Annotated in this window: 13 protein-coding genes; 7 read left to right on the forward strand and 6 right to left on the reverse strand. The window is 73.4% G+C overall.

The window, feature by feature from the left end; genetic code table 11:
* Positions 1-57 precede the first annotated feature (57 nt).
* Positions 58-372: an SCO0607 family lipoprotein gene (locus CP967_RS10410; protein WP_150487708.1), complete on the forward strand. Its 315-nt coding sequence runs from the start codon at positions 58-60 to the stop codon at positions 370-372.
* Positions 373-499: 127 nt separating this feature from the next.
* On the opposite strand, the gene CP967_RS10415 is transcribed toward CP967_RS10410, so the two are convergent.
* On the reverse strand, positions 500-1618 hold the full coding sequence (locus CP967_RS10415) for a ferritin-like domain-containing protein (protein ID WP_150487709.1): 1119 nt from the start codon (positions 1616-1618) through the stop codon (positions 500-502).
* Between the two features lie 177 nt (positions 1619-1795).
* On the opposite strand from CP967_RS10415, the gene CP967_RS10420 reads away from it, so the two are divergent.
* The 5 genes from CP967_RS10420 (at position 1796) to CP967_RS10440 (ending at position 8518) form a co-directional block, all read left to right on the forward strand.
* Entirely contained in the window at positions 1796-2731 is a 936-nt protein-coding gene (locus CP967_RS10420; RefSeq protein ID WP_150487710.1) for an AurF N-oxygenase family protein, read from the forward strand.
* A 41-nt stretch (positions 2732-2772) separates the two neighbouring features.
* Entirely contained in the window at positions 2773-3555 is a 783-nt protein-coding gene (locus CP967_RS10425; RefSeq protein WP_150487711.1) for a TetR/AcrR family transcriptional regulator, read from the forward strand.
* Positions 3556-3677: 122 nt separating this feature from the next.
* A complete protein-coding gene (locus CP967_RS10430) occupies positions 3678-3956 on the forward strand; it encodes a hypothetical protein (protein WP_150487712.1) in 279 nt (92 codons plus the stop codon).
* 109 nt (positions 3957-4065) lie between these two features.
* Positions 4066-6915, forward strand: a complete 2850-nt coding sequence (locus tag CP967_RS10435; RefSeq protein WP_150487713.1) for an outer membrane protein assembly factor BamB family protein — start codon at positions 4066-4068, stop codon at positions 6913-6915.
* A 319-nt stretch (positions 6916-7234) separates the two neighbouring features.
* Entirely contained in the window at positions 7235-8518 is a 1284-nt protein-coding gene (locus CP967_RS10440; RefSeq protein ID WP_150487714.1) for a C40 family peptidase, read from the forward strand.
* A gap of 135 nt (positions 8519-8653) precedes the next feature.
* Here the strand turns inward: CP967_RS10440 and CP967_RS10445 are convergent, their stop codons facing one another.
* The 5 genes from CP967_RS10445 to CP967_RS10465 form a co-directional block, all read right to left on the reverse strand.
* Complete coding sequence (locus CP967_RS10445) at positions 8654-9898, reverse strand: styrene monooxygenase/indole monooxygenase family protein (RefSeq protein WP_150487715.1); 1245 nt, start codon at positions 9896-9898, stop codon at positions 8654-8656.
* Between the two features lie 85 nt (positions 9899-9983).
* Positions 9984-10634 carry a GTP-binding protein gene (locus CP967_RS10450; protein WP_150487716.1) on the reverse strand — a complete coding sequence of 217 codons (651 nt, stop codon included), beginning with the start codon at positions 10632-10634 and terminating at the stop codon, positions 9984-9986.
* The gene (locus CP967_RS10455; RefSeq protein WP_150487717.1) at positions 10615-11028 is read right to left on the reverse strand and encodes a DUF742 domain-containing protein; all 414 of its coding nucleotides are present in this window, start codon (positions 11026-11028) and stop codon (positions 10615-10617) included. The genes CP967_RS10450 and CP967_RS10455 overlap by 20 nt, the downstream gene beginning before the upstream one ends.
* The gene (locus tag CP967_RS10460; protein ID WP_150487718.1) at positions 11025-11504 is read right to left on the reverse strand and encodes a roadblock/LC7 domain-containing protein; all 480 of its coding nucleotides are present in this window, start codon (positions 11502-11504) and stop codon (positions 11025-11027) included. Before CP967_RS10460 ends, CP967_RS10455 begins: the two co-directional genes overlap by 4 nt.
* A complete protein-coding gene (locus CP967_RS10465; RefSeq protein WP_150491784.1) occupies positions 11501-14824 on the reverse strand; it encodes a sensor histidine kinase in 3324 nt (1107 codons plus the stop codon). Before CP967_RS10465 ends, CP967_RS10460 begins: the two co-directional genes overlap by 4 nt.
* Positions 14825-15195: 371 nt before the next feature.
* Between CP967_RS10465 and CP967_RS10470 the strand changes: the two genes are divergently transcribed.
* Positions 15196-15981 carry a protein phosphatase 2C domain-containing protein gene (locus CP967_RS10470; protein ID WP_150487719.1) on the forward strand — a complete coding sequence of 262 codons (786 nt, stop codon included), beginning with the start codon at positions 15196-15198 and terminating at the stop codon, positions 15979-15981.
* Positions 15982-16044: the final 63 nt, after the last annotated feature.

Genomic DNA, 16044 nt, shown 5'->3' on the forward strand with positions numbered 1-16044 from the left:
ACCGGCCTTGGAGGCGGCAGGCTGGGCCCGACAGCAGACCTTTGAGGGAGCCCGAACATGTCGCACAACAGCCGTCTTCGCCGTCCGTACGCCACCGCGGCCGGTCTCGGCCTGGCCGCTCTGGTCCTCGCCCTGTCCACCACCGCCTGCTCGACGGCGGACGCGATATGCAGCGACGGCGAGTACCCGGTCATCGCCGTGGGCGGTCCCGGCAGCGCCTGCTTCCCGGACGGCGAGGAGCCGTCCGAGGGCTACGTCCGCTACCCGGAGGGCAAGGTGCCCGAGCACGTGGGCGACACGTGGGACACCTACTGGGAGAGCCGCACGGTGGACAAGGACGGCCGGACGGTCGGCCTGCCGGACGGGGAGTGAACACCGGAGCACCGGCCGCGCGGACCACTGCCCCGCCTCCTGCCCTCGCCCCTGCCCCCTGCCCTCGCCCCTGGGACCGTCCGCCGGGCCCCGCCGCGAGCCGTCGGCGGTGGCGGTGGCGGTCCGGTCAGCCGTCCGCCGGGTCCGCCCCGCCGTCGGCTATCGCCCGGGCGACCTCCGCGACCCGGGCCTGCTCCTCCTCGGCGAAGCGTTCGCGGTCGAGCTGTTCGGCTATCTCCTCGTCCTGGGCCATCAGCAGGTCGAGGCTGGAGTCGCCGAGTTCGAAGACGCCCATGTCGACATAGGCCTTCTGGAGCCGCTCGCCCCACAGGCCGATGTCCTTGACGCAGGGCACGATCCGGCTGAAGAGGAGTTTGCGGAACAGCTGGAGGAACTCGGAGTGCTCCGAGAGTTCCTGGGCCTCCTGCCTGCCGATGCCGAAGTTCTCCAGCACCTCGACCCCGCTGAGCCGGTCGCGCATCAGGTAGCAGCCCTCGATGACGAATTCCTCGCGCTCACGCAGTTCCGCGTCGCCGAGCTGCTTGTAGTAGTCGCGCAGGGCCATCCGGCCGAAGGCCACGTGCCGGGCCTCGTCCTGCATGACGTAGGCGAGGATCTGCTTGGGCAGCGGCTTGGTGGTGGTGTCGCGGATCATGCCGAAGGCGGCGAGCGCCAGGCCCTCGATGAGCACCTGCATCCCGAGGTAGGGCATGTCCCAGCGGGAGTCGCGCAGGGTGTCCCCGAGCAGTCCCTGGAGACTGTCGTTGACGGGGTAGAGCATGCCGACCTTCTCGTGGAGGAAGCGGCTGTAGATCTCCGCGTGCCGGGCCTCGTCCATCGCCTGGGTCGCGGAGTAGAACTTCGCGTCCAGGTCGGGGACCGCCTCGGTGATCCGGGCCGCGCAGATCATCGCGCCCTGTTCACCGTGCAGGAACTGGCTGAACTGCCAGGAGGTGTAGTGCTTGCGCAGCTCCCCCCTGTCGCGCTCGGTCATCTTCGCCCAGTGCGGGGTGCCGTGGAGCGGGAGCCCTTCGTCGGGGGTGCCGAGCGGGTCCGCGGGATCGACCTCGATGCTCCAGTCGATGCGCTTGTTGCCGTCCCACTGCTTGTCCTTGCCCTTCTGGTACAGGGCGAGGAGCCGTTCGCGGCCGGCGTCGTAGTCCCAGCTGAACCGGGCCGCGCCGGTGGCGGGTATCTGCCAGTCCGGGGCTTCGGGCGGGGTGGTGTAGAGGTCGTGTGTCGACACGGACAGCTCCTTCGCCTGGCGAGGATCGTAAGTTCCTTGGTGCTGGCGCCAGTTGGCAGGTTCACACGTTGGTAGACGCGCGGTCAACAAGTCGTGCGCAAGGGATTGACGCACTTGCTGACAGGCAGTCTCATAAAGCATGACCGCCGGTAACCCATGTGCGAGGTGCTCTCAGCGATGACCACGGTGAGCGAACAGGACGTCCAGGCGCTGCGCGATGCCCTCGGCCCGCTCAAGGACCGCGAGCAGGTCGCGATACGCCTGCTCGAAGCCTCGGCCAGGCACTCCTTCGACCCGGACACCGAACTCGACTGGGAGGCACCGGTCGAGGAGGGCAAGTGGTTCTGGCCGCCGGAGCTGGTATCGCTCTACGACACCCCGCTCTGGCGGAAGATGTCCGAGGAGCAGCGGATGGACCTGTCCCGGCACGAGGCCGCCTCGCTGGCCTCCCTGGGCATCTGGTTCGAGATCATCCTGATGCAACTGCTGGTACGGCACATCTACGACAAGCCGGTGACCAGCCAGCACGTCCGGTACGCCCTCACCGAGATCGCCGACGAGTGCCGCCATTCGATGATGTTCGGCCGGATGATCCAGTGGGGCGGCGCCCCCACCTACCCGGTACCGCGCGGTTACCACAACGCGGCCCGCATCCTGAAGACGATCTCCACCACGCCCGGCTCGTTCGCGGCGACCCTCCTCGGTGAGGAGATCCTCGACTGGATGCAGCGCCTCACCTTCCCCGACGAGCGCGTCCAGACCCTGGTCCGCGGTGTGACCCGGATCCATGTCGTGGAGGAGGCCCGGCATGTGCGGTACGCCCGGGAGGAGTTGCGCCGCCAGATGGTGACCGCGCCGTCCTGGGAGCGGCGGCTGACCCGGCTGAGCTGCGGCGAGGCGGCCCGGATCTTCTCCGTCTGCTTCATCAACCCGCAGGTGTACGACAACGTCGGCCTGGACCGCCGTGAGGCCGTCGCCCAGGTCAAGGCCAGCGGCCACCGGGCCGAGGTCATGCAGTCCGGGGCCAGCCGGCTCACCGAGTTCTTCGACGACATCGGGGTCCTGAACGGCGTCGGGCGCAGGCTGTGGAAGAGTTCGGGTCTGCTGGCCTGAGGCCGCTCGCCGTCGCGGGTGAGGCCGTTAGGCTGCGGGGCATGACCTCCGCACCGGCAGCACAGGCGAGAGCACAGGCGGCACCGCCGGCCCGCGCCTACCGACGGCTGGGGGTCGAGGAGCGGCGTTCCCAGCTCCTGGCCGCCGCGCTCACGCTGTTCGCCCACCGGGCGCCGGACGAGGTGTCGATCGACGAGGTCGCCGCGGTGGCCGGAGTGTCCCGGCCGCTGGTCTACCGCTACTTCCCGGGCGGGCGGCAGCAGTTGTACGAGGCCGCGCTCGGGTCCGCGGCGGAGCAGCTGACGCTCTGCTTCGCCGAGCCGGCCGCCGGCCCGCCGACCGAGCGGGTGAGCCGTGTACTGGACCGCTACCTCGGCTTCGTCGACCAGCACGACGCCGGTTTCAGCGCGTTGCTGCGCGGGGGCAGCGTGGTGGAGACCTCGCGTACGTCTGCGATCGTGGACGGGGTGCGCAGGGCCGCCGCCGAGCAGATCCTGCTGCACCTGGGCCGGGGCGCGGGGCCGGGTCAGCGACAGGCGGGTCCCCGGCTGCGGATGATGGTGCGCACCTGGATCGCGGCCGTGGAGGCCGCGTCGTTGATCTGGCTGGACGAGGGGAAGCAGCCCTCCGCCCCCGAGCTGCGGGGCTGGCTGGTCGACCATCTGGTGGCGCTGCTGGCGGCGACGGCGGCGTCCGACAGTGAGACCGCGGGTGTCGTGGCGGACCTGCTGGCCCAGGAGAGCGCCGACGGGCCCGCGGCCCGGCTGGCGGCGGGCATGCTCCCGGTCGCCTCCCACGCGGCGCACCTGCTGCCGCCCGCCTGAGGGGCCGCCGCCCGCCGGGGCCGCCCGCCCCGCCGGAAAGGCCCGGCGCGGCTGCCGGGCGGGTGGCGGGTGCACAGGGCGGGTGGCGGGCCCCACCGCCGGCCCTGCGCCAGACTGGCGGGGTGAAAAGCGAGAACACCCCCTTCACCGGCGGCCCGCTGGACGGCCGGGTGCTGCCCGTCCTGCTGGGTCCGACCGGTCATCCGCCCAAGTGGTACGAGGTCCCGGTGCCGGCGGCCGACGGCGGTCCGGCCACCGTGTACGCCTACCGGCGCGTCCCCGCCGGGTATTCGAAGAGGCTCGGGCTGCAACGCGGCTGGGTGTACGAGTACGCCCCCGGGGGCCGTGTGCGCACGCGCCCCAAGTGGCCCTGGACGAAGCCGGAACGACCGGGCTCCTGAAGGGCGGCACCGGCCCCGCCCCCCGCACCGTGACGCCGCTTCCCGTGGTCCCCCAGGTCGTAAGATCGGCGATCAGGTGCTGAAGGCTGTGTCAACAAGGGGGTGCGCCATGGAGGCGCTGAGGCAGGACGATCCACGCCACTTCGGCCCGTACACGGCGCTGGCGCGTCTGCGCGAGGCCGCGAGCGCGGTGCAGTTCCTGGCCCGCGACTCCGCGGGGGCCCGGGTCGTGGTGACGGCCGCCCGGCCCGGACTCGCCGCTGTTCCCGCCTTCCGGCGCCGTTTCCAGGCGGAGGCGCGTACGGCGGAGCGGCTGGCGGGCGGCTGGGTGCAGCCGCTGCTGGCCGGGCCGGGCAGCGGGGACGAGGGGCTGTGGACGGCCGTCGCGTACGTCCCCGGGCTGACCCTCGCCGAGGCGATCTCCCTCACGGGTCCGCTGCCGGAGCGTGCCGTACGGATACTGGGCGCGGGTCTGGCCGAGACGCTGTCACGGGTGCACGCCACGGGAGCCGTGCTCCAGGGCCTGGCGCCGGAGACGGTGCTGCTCGCCGGGGACGGGCCCCGGCTGACGGCGTTCGGGCCGCTCGGCGGGGCGGCGGGGGCCGAGGCGAAGCCGGGCGGCCAGCTCTCCGTGCGGCTGGGCTATCTGACTCCCGAGCAGGTCGAGGGACGGGAGGCGGGCGCGCCCTCCGACCTGTTCGTCCTCGGGCTGCTGCTGGCGTACGCGGCGACGGGCGCGACCCCGTTCGCCGAGGGCCCCGCCGAGGAGGCCGCGGCCCGGATCGCCCATGGCAGTGCCGAACTGGGCCCGGTACCCGACGCGTTGCGTGAGCTGATCGGCCGCTGCCTGGCCAAGGACCCCGCGGACCGGCCGGGTGCGGGGGCGGTGGCGGCGGAGCTGGCGCTGGAGGGCGCCGCCGGCATGGCCAAGGGCGGCTGGCTCCCCGAGGCCGTGGCGGCGGCGGTCACGGATCAGGCCGCGCGGGCCGGGGCGCTGGAAGCGTCGTCGGAGACGGAGGCGGAGTCGGAGACCGGGACGGAGGAGGGGCCGGAGACGGGGGCGGACGAGGTTCCGGAACCGGACGCGGGCCCGGACGCCGTGTCACCGGACACCGTCCCGGCCACCGTGCCACCGGGTGCCGCCCCGGAGCCGGGGCCCGGTGACGGCCTCGCCGCGGAGCCGGCGGACGCCGTACCGGACGCGGCGGGCGCCCCGGGGCCGGAGGGGCCGGGCGGCTTCGGCCCTGCCGCCGGCGGACCGGCGGTCCCGGAACCGGCCGACGCGGTGCCGGCGAAGGCGCTGCCCCCCGCCCCGGCCGCCGCCGGGCCCGGTACCGCGACGGGCGGGGAGGACGGCGGTACCGACGCCGACACCCGGACCACCCGTTTCCTGCGGGCCGGTCCGCGTCCGCCGTGGACGGACCGGAGCACGGCCCAGCTGGCCCTCCCCCGTGAACTCACCGGACCGCCCGCCCCCGGGACGCCCGGCTCCCCGCTTCCCCCCGCCGCCCCCGCGTCCGCACCGGAAGCCCGGCAGCCCTACCCCTACGCCTACCCGGCGGCTCCCGTCCCGCTGCCGCAGACGCAGGCGCAGTCCCCGGTACCGCCGGCCACGGCACCGGCCGCCGCAGGCGGTACCGCGACCGGCCGCCGGGCGCTGCTCACGGCTGTGGCCGCCGGGGCCGCCGGGCTGGTCGTCGGCGGGGGTTCGGTGCTGGCCCTCGGGTCCGACGAGCCGGCAGCCGCCACGGACGACAAGCCCGCGCCCGCTCCGCGCCCCACCGTGCCGGGGCAGGCGCCCGGTCCGCTGTGGATCCACACCCGGCCGGCCTCCGCTCCGGCCCCGCTGACCGCCGGGATCTGGCGGGACGAGCTGCTCGTACTGACCGACAGCGCCGGGGCGACCGGGATCGATCTGCGTACCGGGCGCGAGAAGTGGAAGAGCAAGGACGCGGCGGGCGGCCAGAAGGTACTGGCCGCGGGGGACGAGTCCTGTTTCCTGGCGAGTCCGACCGAGTTCCTCTGGCTGTCGCCCGAGGACGGGAAGGTCGAGCACCGCGTGCGGTTCGTGGACCAGTTCGACGGCGTACCCAACATGAAGGTGGCTCCGCTCACCGGGCAGTCCGGGTCCGTCCTCTGGTTCACCGGTTCCCACACGGTGACGGTCAAGGCCCCGAAGCCGAAGAAGGGCAAGAAGCCGGGCAAGGACCGCCAGGTGCCCAGGGCCTACTTCTTCGCGTACGACATCGTGCTCCGCAAGGAGGTCTGGCGGGTGGAGGTCCCGGCGGGCCGGGACCCCGGTACCCCCGCCTACCGGCTGACCGCGGTCCGGGACACCGACATCCTGGTGCTCCAGTCCCCGGCGACGCTCACCGCGGCCGATGTGAAGGCGGCCAAGGGCAAGGCGTTCTTCCGCTGCTTCGACCGGACCACCGGAAAGCTCCTGTGGAACCGGCAGTTCGGCGCCGTCTCCCCGCAGGCCGCGGCTCTCGGCGACACCGAGGGACGGCTGTACGCGGCGGTCGGGGAGGACCTCCATGCCTTCGAGACCGGCACCGGCAAACCGGTGTGGACGCTGCCCGGCGGAGAGGGGTCCGTCTTCGGCACCCCCGTCCGGGCGGCCGGGAACCTGCTCCACACCACCAACCGGAACCAGGAGGTGGGAGCGGTTGACGCGGCGACCGGCCGGCAGGCCTGGCGCCGTTCCACCGAGGTGCCGCTCGGCGGGAACGCCCCGGCGCTGACCCTGAGCGGTGGCGGCGGGACCCTGCTCGCCTCGGACCCCACCCAGGTGACGGCGTTCGCGGCGGCGGACGGGCGCCGGCTGTGGAAGTTCCAGGACATCGGCGCGGCGGACCCGAAGGGTGCCACCGTCAGCGCCCCCTACCGGGTGCTGGCCGCCGGGAAGAACGCCGTCGTGCAGCGTGAACGGGCCTTCTACGCCTTCCCGGTGGAGTAGGGGCTTCCGGACCGGAAGGGGGTCCCGCCGGCTCACGGCCCCCCTTCGGCGCGGAGCTCCAGGGGCCGGACGGCGGCGGGCCGGGGCCGGACGCCCCGGGGCCGGGCCGGTGCCGGGCGGCGTGCCCCGGCCCCGGCCCTGGGGCGTTCGGGGGATCCGCCGCCCGCCACGCGGGGCGGTCCTTGCATCGCCTGACAGCGGGTGACCGGATGGACGGGGTCCGAACACTTATGGGGTAGACCGTCCGCACGAGCGTCCGATCGTCCTGCGCGTCCCGGACGGCGGGCACGGATCCACCCCCGCCACCGGAGGTGATGTCGTGTCAGCCGGATTCGTCCGCACCCTCTGCACGGCGGCGGTGGCCGCGGTCGTCGCCGCCTCTCCCGCTCTCGCCGGTCCCCCGCCCGGCCGCGTCCCGGCCCAGCCGGCGTCCTCCCCCGCCGCACCCCGGGAACCGGCCGGCGGCAAAACGGCGGACGAGGAACCGCCCGGCGGGTCCGCCGAGGACGAGGGGGCCGCCGAGAACGGCGGGGCTCCGGCGGCCGGCGGGTCTCCGGCAGCCGGGAAGGGAGCCCCGCAGAGCGTCTCCGTACTGCTCGGACGGCTGCAGACCCTCTACCGGAAGACGGCCGAGGCCGGGCAGTCGTACAACGGCACCGCCGAGGCCCTGCGGAAGAAGACCGCGGAGGCCAGGAAGCTGGACGCCCAGCTGACCCGGGCCCGCGCCGAACTCGCGGCCGCCCGGGGCGACGCGGGCCGGCTCGCCCGCGACCAGTACCAGGGGCGGACCGGCTTCTCCGTCTACCTGCACCTGCTGCTCGCCCGGAACCCGCAGAGCGCCCTGGACCAGAGCCATGTGCTCACCCGCCTCCAGGAGGGCCGGGCCGCGACCGTGGAACGGCTCGGCAGCGCCGAGGAACGCGCCGCCGCCCTGGCGGCGAAGTCCCGTACGGTCCTGGAGCGGCAGCGGGCCCTGGTCCGCAAGCGGAAGGAGCAGCGCGACACCGTGCACGCGCGTCTGCGGGAGGTCGAGGCGATGCTGGCCTCGCTCTCCGGCGAACAGCTCGCCCGGCTCACCGAACTGGAGCGGCGCACCACCGAAGCGGCACAGGAGAAGCTGGTGGCCTCCGGCGCCCTGAGCTCCACCCGGCTGCCCTCCGCCCAGGGCGGCGCGGCCGTCCGGTACGCCGTGGAGCAGATCGGCAAACCGTATGTGTGGGGGGCCGAGGGCCCCGAGTCGTTCGACTGCTCCGGGCTCACCTCGGCCGCCTGGTCGAAGGCCGGACGCGCCGTCCCGCGTACCTCGCAGGAGCAGTGGCGGCGGCTGCCGCGCGTACCGGTGTCCTCACTGCGCCCCGGCGACCTGGTCGTCTACTTCCCCGAGGCGACCCATGTGGCGCTCTACATCGGCGACGGCCTGGTGGTGCAGGCGCCCCGGCCCGGTGCCACGGTGAAGGTGTCACCGCTGGCGTCGAACCCACTGCTCGGGGCGGTCAGGCCCGACCCGGGAAGCCCGTCACTGGCCTCGTACACCCCGCCGGAGCTGCCCCAGGGCGCGAGCGACGGGGACGACACCGGCTACGACGCCCCGGCGGCCGGCTGACCGGTCCCGGGCCGCGCCGGGACCGGGCCGTGCCGGGGGAGGCAGAGCCGGGCCGGGGGGGGCGGAACCGGTGCCGGGGGGGGGCGGAACCGGTGCCAGGGGGGCGGAACCGGTGCCGGCACCCGTCGGCCGGTCTCAGCCCTGGGCCGCCGCCGTGACCTCGGCGAGGTAGGCGTTCGCCTTGTCCGGCTCGAAGAAGAAGTTGTCGAAGTCGGCCGGGTTGTTGAACCCGTTGGCGAACCGGTCGGCGACCGGCTGGAGCTGGCCGGCCGCGCCGATCAGGTTCAGCACGTGCTCCGGCGGCGGTGCCAGCATCGCGTTCGTCCACCTCACGACGTGCTGGGTGTTCTCCCAGTGCCGGTCGAACGTGGCCTGCATCCACTCCGCGTCGAACGCGCGGTCACCGTGCTCGATGATCGAGTGCAGGTAGGAGTGCGCGCACTTGGACGCGGTGTTGGAACCCTGCCCGGTGATCGGGTCGTTGGCGACGACCACGTCACCCACGCCCAGCACCAGACCGCCGCCGGGCAGCCGGCCGATCGGATTGCGCACGGTCGGGGCGTAGCGGCCCGCCAGGGTGCCGTTGGCGTCGGTCAGCTCCACCTCGGTGGCACGGGCGTACTCCCAGGGCGTGAACTTCTCCATCAGCTCAAGGGTCAGGGCCAGGTGCTCGGACGGGTCCTTGATGCCCTGGAAGACGTCCAGCGGCCCGCCGGGGACGCCCTCCCAGAACAGGATGTCCGCGCGGCCGGTGGTCGTCAGGGTCGGCATGACGAAGAGCTCGCCGACGCCCGGGACCAGGTTGCAGCGGACCGCGTCGAACTCCGGGTGCTCCGGGCGCGGCCCCATGCCGTGGACGTAGGCGACGGCGAGCGCGCGCTGCGGGGTGCCGTACGGCGAACGCGAGGCGTCCCGGCCGAACATCGAGACCAGCTCGCCCTTGCCGGCCGAGACCATCACCAGGTCGTAGGTGCGGGAGAAGTAGTCCAGGTCGGAGACGGCCGCCCCGTGGATGACGAGCTGGCCACCGCGCTGGGCGAAGGTCTCCATCCAGCCGGCCATCTTCACCCGCTGGTCCACGGACTGCGCGAACCCGTCGAGCCGGCCGACCCAGTCGACCGCGCGGGAGGAGTCGGGGGCGGCGACGGAGACACCGAGGCCCTCGATGCGGGGGGCCTGCGACTCCCAGAAGTTGAGCTGGAGGTCGCGCTCGTGTTCCAGGGCCGTGTGGAACATGCACTGGGTCGACATGACCCGGCCGGACCGGATCTCGTCGGCCGTGCGGTTGGACATGAGGGTGACCTCGTACCCGGCGGACTGGAGGCCGAGGGCCAGCTGGAGACCGGACTGGCCGGCTCCGACTATGAGTATCTTCCGCATCGCGGTTCTCCGTTACGTGGACGTGGGTGCGGGGGGGGCACGCGAGAGGGCACGCGTCCGGTGGAACGTGCCCGGGGCGCGTTCTCTACGCGGGGGTGACGTCGAGAGCGTGGCCCACCAGGGCGAGCAGTGATTCGACGACGGTGATCCTCTTGCGCGCGTCCATGATCACAACCGGTACGTGCGGCGGGACCGTCAGGGCCTCCCTCACGTCCTCCTCGGCGTAACCGGGCGTCCCCTCGAAGTGGTTGACGGCCACGATGTACGGCAGTCCGCAGCTCTCGAAGTAGTCCAGGGCCGCGAAGCAGTCGGCGAGACGGCGGGTGTCGGCCAGTACGACCGCGCCGATCGCCCCGCGCACCAGGTCGTCCCACATGAACCAGAAACGCTGCTGGCCCGGGGTGCCGAAGACGTACAGCACCAGGTCGTCGTCGAGGGTGAGCCGGCCGAAGTCCATCGCGACGGTCGTGGTGACCTTGTCCGGGGTGGCGGAGAGGTCGTCCGTCGCCTCGCTGGCCTGGGTCATCAGCGCTTCGGTCTGGAGCGGGGTTATCTCCGAGACCGAACCCACGAACGTCGTCTTGCCCACGCCGAATCCGCCCGCGACCACGATCTTGGTCGCGGTGGGCGCACGGGTGTGGTCGAGCTGCCAGGCCTGCACCGACTCGTCGGCCTGGTCCCGGGGCCCCGGCCGGCGCGGGGCGAAGAGCGGCGCCTCAGAGACGGCGGAGTCCATTGAGCACCCTTTCGAGCAGTGCGCGGTCGGGCTGGCCGGTGCCGTGACCGGTCCCGTACACGCGGATCTTTCCCTGGTCGGCCAAGTCGCTGAGCAGCACCCGGACCACACCGAGCGGCATCTTGAGCAGGGCCGAGATCTCCGCGACCGTACGCATACGGCGGCAGAGTTCGACGATGGCGCGGAGCTCCGGCATGACGCGCGAGGCGAGGTTGCCGTTGGTCAGCTCACGGCGCTCCTCGGGTGCCTCCAGCGCGGCGACGAACGTCTCGACCAGCAGGACGTGGCCGAAGCGGGTACGGCCACCGGTGAGGGAGTACGGGCGTACTCGCGCGGCCTTGCGGTCGGCTCCCCGGACGGGGAGCCTGCGGGCGGGTTCGGCGGCTGACGTCACTGGGCGCTCTCCATCGATTTGCGCAGCTCACTGCGGAGTTCGGGGGTGAGTACGTGTCCGGCCCGGCCCACGAAGAGCGCCATGTGGTAGGCGACGACGCTCATGTCGCAGTCGGGGGTGGCGTGCACACCGAGGAGGGAGCCGTCGCTGATCGACATGACGAAGACACTGCCCTCGTCCATCGCGACCATCGTCTGCTTCACGGCTCCGCCGTCCATCAGCCGGGCGGCGCCGACGGTCAGCGAGCCGATGCCCGAGACGATGGTGGCGAGATCGGCGCTGGAGCCTCTCGGACCCCGCTCCTGCCCCGCGGCCCTGGCCGTGGTGAGACCGGGATCGGAGGAGAGCAGCATCAGGCCGTCGGACGAGACGACGGTGACCGAGTGGACCCCTGGCACCTCCTCCACGAGATTGCTCAGCAACCAGTGAAGGTTCCGGGCCTCGGTACTCAGCCCGAATGTGCTGGGCGCAGTCAACTGCGTGCCTCCTCGACTGTGTCCCCCGTCTCATCGGTGTGTGAAGTGGTCTCGGTGAGCTCGGCCTCCACATCGCGCCGGCCGTCCTTCGCGCCCTGGTGGAAGCCGCCGAGCCTGCGGCGCAGGGCTTCCTTGTCCAGCGTCCCCTTGCGCTCGGAGGCCGGTGCGGTGGCCGGTGCGGTGATCCTGGGGGTCCGCTTGGGCAGGCCCTTGTCCGTGAGGCGTTCCGGCGAGGGCGCCGGGTCGGGCACCTCCTCGCCCAGCCCCGAACCGGGGGCCGGCCTGGGCGGCAGCGCCGGGGGCGCGGCGGTGGGCTGCCGGGGTCCGCGGTCCTCGGCGGCGGGCTGCGCGGTGGCCGCGGCGTCCGTGGGGGCGGCGGGGCCACCGGGAGCCGGGACGGCGGCGGACGCCGGGGCGGGCCCGGCGGCGGGGCCCTTGCCGGTCCCTTCGCCAGAACCTTCGCCGGCACCTTCGTCGGTGGCCCGTTCGTGACGGTCCGGGCCGATGGCGTACGGGTCCGGGACGCGCTGCGGCGAGGGCATCCGGACCTGCATGGTGGTCTCGGAGTCCGACTCGACCGGCCGCGAGGGGGACGGCGACGGAGAGGGGGACGGCACCTGGGCTGCCGGTGCCCCGGGGGCCGGGGCCTCGGGGGACGCGGTCTCCGGTGCCCCGGCTTCCGGCGCCTCGGGGGAGACGGTCTCCGGGACCTCGGCTTCCGGTGCCTCGGAGGCCGGGGCCTCGGGTGCTTCGGGAGCGGAGGCTTCCGCGACGGGCGCCTCCGGCACGGCGGGTTCCGGCGTCCCCGTGCCGGGCCCGGCCACCGGTGCGGGCCCGGTCGTCACCGTGGCCCCGGGCGCCCCAGCGTCCGGGGCGGCTGCCGCGCCGGTGGCGTCCGGTACGGCGGAACCGGTGTCCGAGGCTGCGGGGGCGGCGGCACCGGATCCGGGGGCCGTCCCGGTCTCCGTACCCGCTTCCACGGCCGAGCGTTCCGCGATCGTGCGTTCCGCGGCGGCGATCAGCGGATCCGGGTCCTGGGTCTGGTTCTGGTCCTGGGACCCGGCCTGGTCCTGGTCCTGGGACCCGGCCTGGTCCTGGCCCTGGTCCGGTTCCTGGTCGGCCGAACGGGGCGGCAGAGCGTTGGAGTTGGCCTCGGCGACCGATCCCGGCAGGTTCAGGGTGGGCGCGTCCCCAGACATCCTGACCGGCGGCGGGGAAGCAGCGGGCGGCGCCTCGGGCAGCAGGGCCTGGGGGATGACGACGACAGCGGCCACCCCGTTCCCCTTCTGCTCGCGCAACTGCACCCGTACGCCGTGGCGCGCGGCGAGCAGCGAGGTCACCTGGAGCCCCAGTCCCGCTCCGTCCGCCGCCTGTTCGCCGGCCTCGAAGGAGGCCGGGTCGGCCAGCCTGGCGTTGAGTTCGGCCATCCGGACCGCCGACATGCCGATGCCCTCGTCCTGCACGGAGAGCATCACCTCGCCGGTCTCCAGCAGCCAGCCGGACAGCTCGACGCGGGAGTCCGGGGGTGAGAAGGAGGTGGCGTTCTCCAGGAGTTCGGCCACCAGGTGGCTCAGGTCGTCGGCGGCGAAACCGGCGATCTGCGCGTGCGGCGGCAGGGCCTGGATGGTGACCCGCTCGTACCGTTCGATCTCGCTGACCGCGGCGCGCGCCACGTCCACCAGCGGAATCGGGCCGACGTGCCCCTGGCCGTGGTCGGCGCCCGCGAGGACCAGCATGTTCTCGCTGTGGCGCCGCATGACGGTGGCCATGTGGTCCAGTTTGAAGAGCGTGGCGAGGCGGTCCGGGTCCTGTTCGCGCTCCTCCAGCCCCTCGATGACGCCCAGCTGGCGCTCGACCAGGCCGAGGGTGCGCAGCGACAGGTTGACGAAGGTGTGGTGGACGGTGTTCTTCAGCCGCTCCAGCTGCTCGGTCAGCTCCGCCACGTGCTCCTGGAGCTCCTCGCGCCGGAGTGCGAGTGCCTCGCGATCGGCGATCAGCTCGCCGCGCTCCGCCTCCAGGGTCTCCAGCCGTCCGGTGGTGCCGTGGTGCAGACCGTGCAGTTTGCCGTGCAGGGCGTTGATGGACCGTACGACCTGGGCGAACTCGTCGTTGCGTCCCGTGTAGCGGACCGGCTCGGCGGTCTCGGGCTCGGCGGCGATCCGGGCCGCGCCGATCCTGAGGACGGCCAGCGGCTGGGTGAGGGTGCGGGCCACGGCAGTGGAGACCCCGACGGCGATCAGCAGGCAGCCGCCGAGCAGGGCGAGCCGGAGCTCCAGGGCGGTGACGTCGTCGTCCCGCAGCTGTTCCAGGCGCTCGACCCGGGCGGTCCCGAGCGCGGACTCGGCGCCGCGCATCCGGTCGATCCGGGCGGAGAGGGCCGCTTCGACCTTCTTCGGGGCGGACCGGCGGTCCGCGTCGGACAGTTCGGGGCGGTCGGTGAGCCGGGTGAGGTACTTCTCCGCGGTGTTGACCTCGGAACCGGTGACCGTGGAGGCGAATCTGTCCCGGGCGGCCGGCTTCGCGGCCTGGTCGAACTCGGCGAGGGCGGCCAGCTCCCGTACACGGCTCTGCTGGGCGGCGGCGCTCAGCTCGTCGCGGGTCCGGTCGCCTTCGCCGTCGCTCCCGTCCTGGGGCTGCACGGGCAGACCGGTGAACGGATCGGTCTGCGGGGCCGCGGGTTCGGTGCCGGGGACCGCGAGGGCCGCCAGGAGCAGTCCGCGGGTCGCGGACGCCTGCTCCACCGCGTTACCGAGGGCGAGCGGGGCGCGGGTGGCGTCGGCGGCCCGCGGCGGGGTCTTCTCCGCCAGCTCGTCGGCGAGGTCGTGCAGCTTGGCGATGACGTCGGAGTACGCCTGGAAGGCTTCCAGCGCCGAACCCTTGCCGGTCAGGGCCTCACGGCGGAGCGACGGGACGGTGGAGAGGTCCCGGCGCAGCGAGGCGGGCGCCGCCGGGCTGATCTCGGCCACCTGCTGGTCGACCCGTTCGGCGGCGTCCGAGGAGCCGTTCTCACGGTCCTCCTCGCGGCCGGCCGCGATGTGCGCGATGACCTGGTCGCGTTCGTCGGCGAGGGAGTGCGCGAGGGTGATCGCCTGCTGGTTCAGCTCGGCGAGCGTGACCAGCCGCTGGGACTCGTTGAGGTCGGAGGAGGCACCGAGGGCCGCCGGAGCACCCGCGGCGATCACGGTGATCCCGACGACGGCGACGCCGGCGACCAGCCGGCTGCGCACCCGTACGGTCCGCTTGCCCGCACCCACGGCCGGAGGCGTCGCCTCGGGTCCGTCGAGCGTGCTGTCCTTGCTCCGAGGCCGCTTCTTCTGCACCGGTGCTCGCAATCTTGACTCGTCCACCCTTGAAGCAGAGATGACGCACGGTCACGTGCAATGGGCACCCCGCCCCGTTATGCGCCGTACGTCTTCCGACCATTCCAGCGCTTTTGGGAGGGGAGCGCGCATCAACGGCTCCGCCACTCGAACGAGTGAACATCACTCCCGAGACGGCGAACAAGTCTCCCCAGAGCCGCCGTCAGCCATGCATGGCGGCCCAGGTGGAACTTCCGCCCCTGCTTTGGCAGGATGCCCGCCCGCACGTCCGCGGAGCCCCGCCCTCCGCCCGGCGGCCTGTTCTGACCTGGTGGTACAGGCCAACACCCGCATCGTGCAGGCCCCGTGAAGGCATCGTGCAGACTGGCCCGATGCGCATCGAAGTCGCCACCGAGCCCGGCAGGCCGGAACACCCCAACGAGGACTGGGCCTCCGCGTCCGTCCCGGCATCCGGCCTGGGTGGTGTCCTCGTCGTACTCGACGGTGTCACGCCGCCGCAGGGGGACGACGGCTGTGTGCACTCGGTGCCCTGGTTCACCACACGACTCGGCGGGACACTGGCCGAACTGTCCGCTTCGCGCCGGGATCTGACCCTGGCGGAGGTCCTCGCCCTGTCCATCCGGCACACCGCCGACGCACACCGCTCCACGTGTGACCTTTCTCACGTACGAACGCCTCAGGCGACGGTGGTCCTCGCGCGGTGGGACGCCTCACGTGTCGAGCACCTGGTGCTCTCCGACTCGGTCCTGCTCCTCCAGGCACCGGACGGCACGGTCCGGCCGGTCCTGGACGACCGCCTCGACCGCCTTCCGCCGGGCACGCTGGCCACCGAGGCGATCGCGGACGCCCGGGCGCGGAACAAGGAGGGCGGCTTCTTCACCGCCGCGGCCGACCCCCGGGTGGTCTCGCGCGCGGTGACCGGCGAGAGCCCCCGCTCCCGGGTGCGGGCGCTGGCGGCGCTGACCGACGGCGCGAGCCGCTGGACCCAGATGTTCGAGGAGGGCGACTGGTCCGCCGCGTTCGCGCTGCTGCGCGAGGAGGGCCCCCAGGGGCTGATCGACCGCGTGCGGGAACTGGAACGGGCGGACACCGGGCGGGTGTTCCTGCGCCGCGGCAAACAGCACGACGACGCCACGGCGGTCCTCGCCGAGCTGTAGGCGGCCGGGGCGGGCGAAGGCCCCGGGCGGACAGGCACCGGAAGGGCGGAGGCGCGGCGGGGC

The organism is Streptomyces nitrosporeus, from assembly GCF_008704555.1.
Lineage (GTDB): Bacteria > Actinomycetota > Actinomycetes > Streptomycetales > Streptomycetaceae > Streptomyces > Streptomyces nitrosporeus.

Excerpts from the sequence above, each read along its gene's own strand:
- CP967_RS10445 (WP_150487715.1), bottom strand. The coding sequence starts at position 9,898 with ATGCGGAAGATACTCATAGTCGGAGCCGGCCAGTCCGGTCTCCAGCTG.
- CP967_RS10425 (WP_150487711.1), top strand. The coding sequence starts at position 2,773 with ATGACCTCCGCACCGGCAGCACAGGCGAGAGCACAGGCGGCACCGCCG.
- CP967_RS10420 (WP_150487710.1), top strand. The coding sequence starts at position 1,796 with ATGACCACGGTGAGCGAACAGGACGTCCAGGCGCTGCGCGATGCCCTC.
- CP967_RS10450 (WP_150487716.1), bottom strand. The coding sequence starts at position 10,634 with ATGGACTCCGCCGTCTCTGAGGCGCCGCTCTTCGCCCCGCGCCGGCCG.
- CP967_RS10435 (WP_150487713.1), top strand. The coding sequence starts at position 4,066 with ATGGAGGCGCTGAGGCAGGACGATCCACGCCACTTCGGCCCGTACACG.
- CP967_RS10470 (WP_150487719.1), top strand. The coding sequence starts at position 15,196 with ATGCGCATCGAAGTCGCCACCGAGCCCGGCAGGCCGGAACACCCCAAC.
- CP967_RS10410 (WP_150487708.1), top strand. The coding sequence starts at position 58 with ATGTCGCACAACAGCCGTCTTCGCCGTCCGTACGCCACCGCGGCCGGT.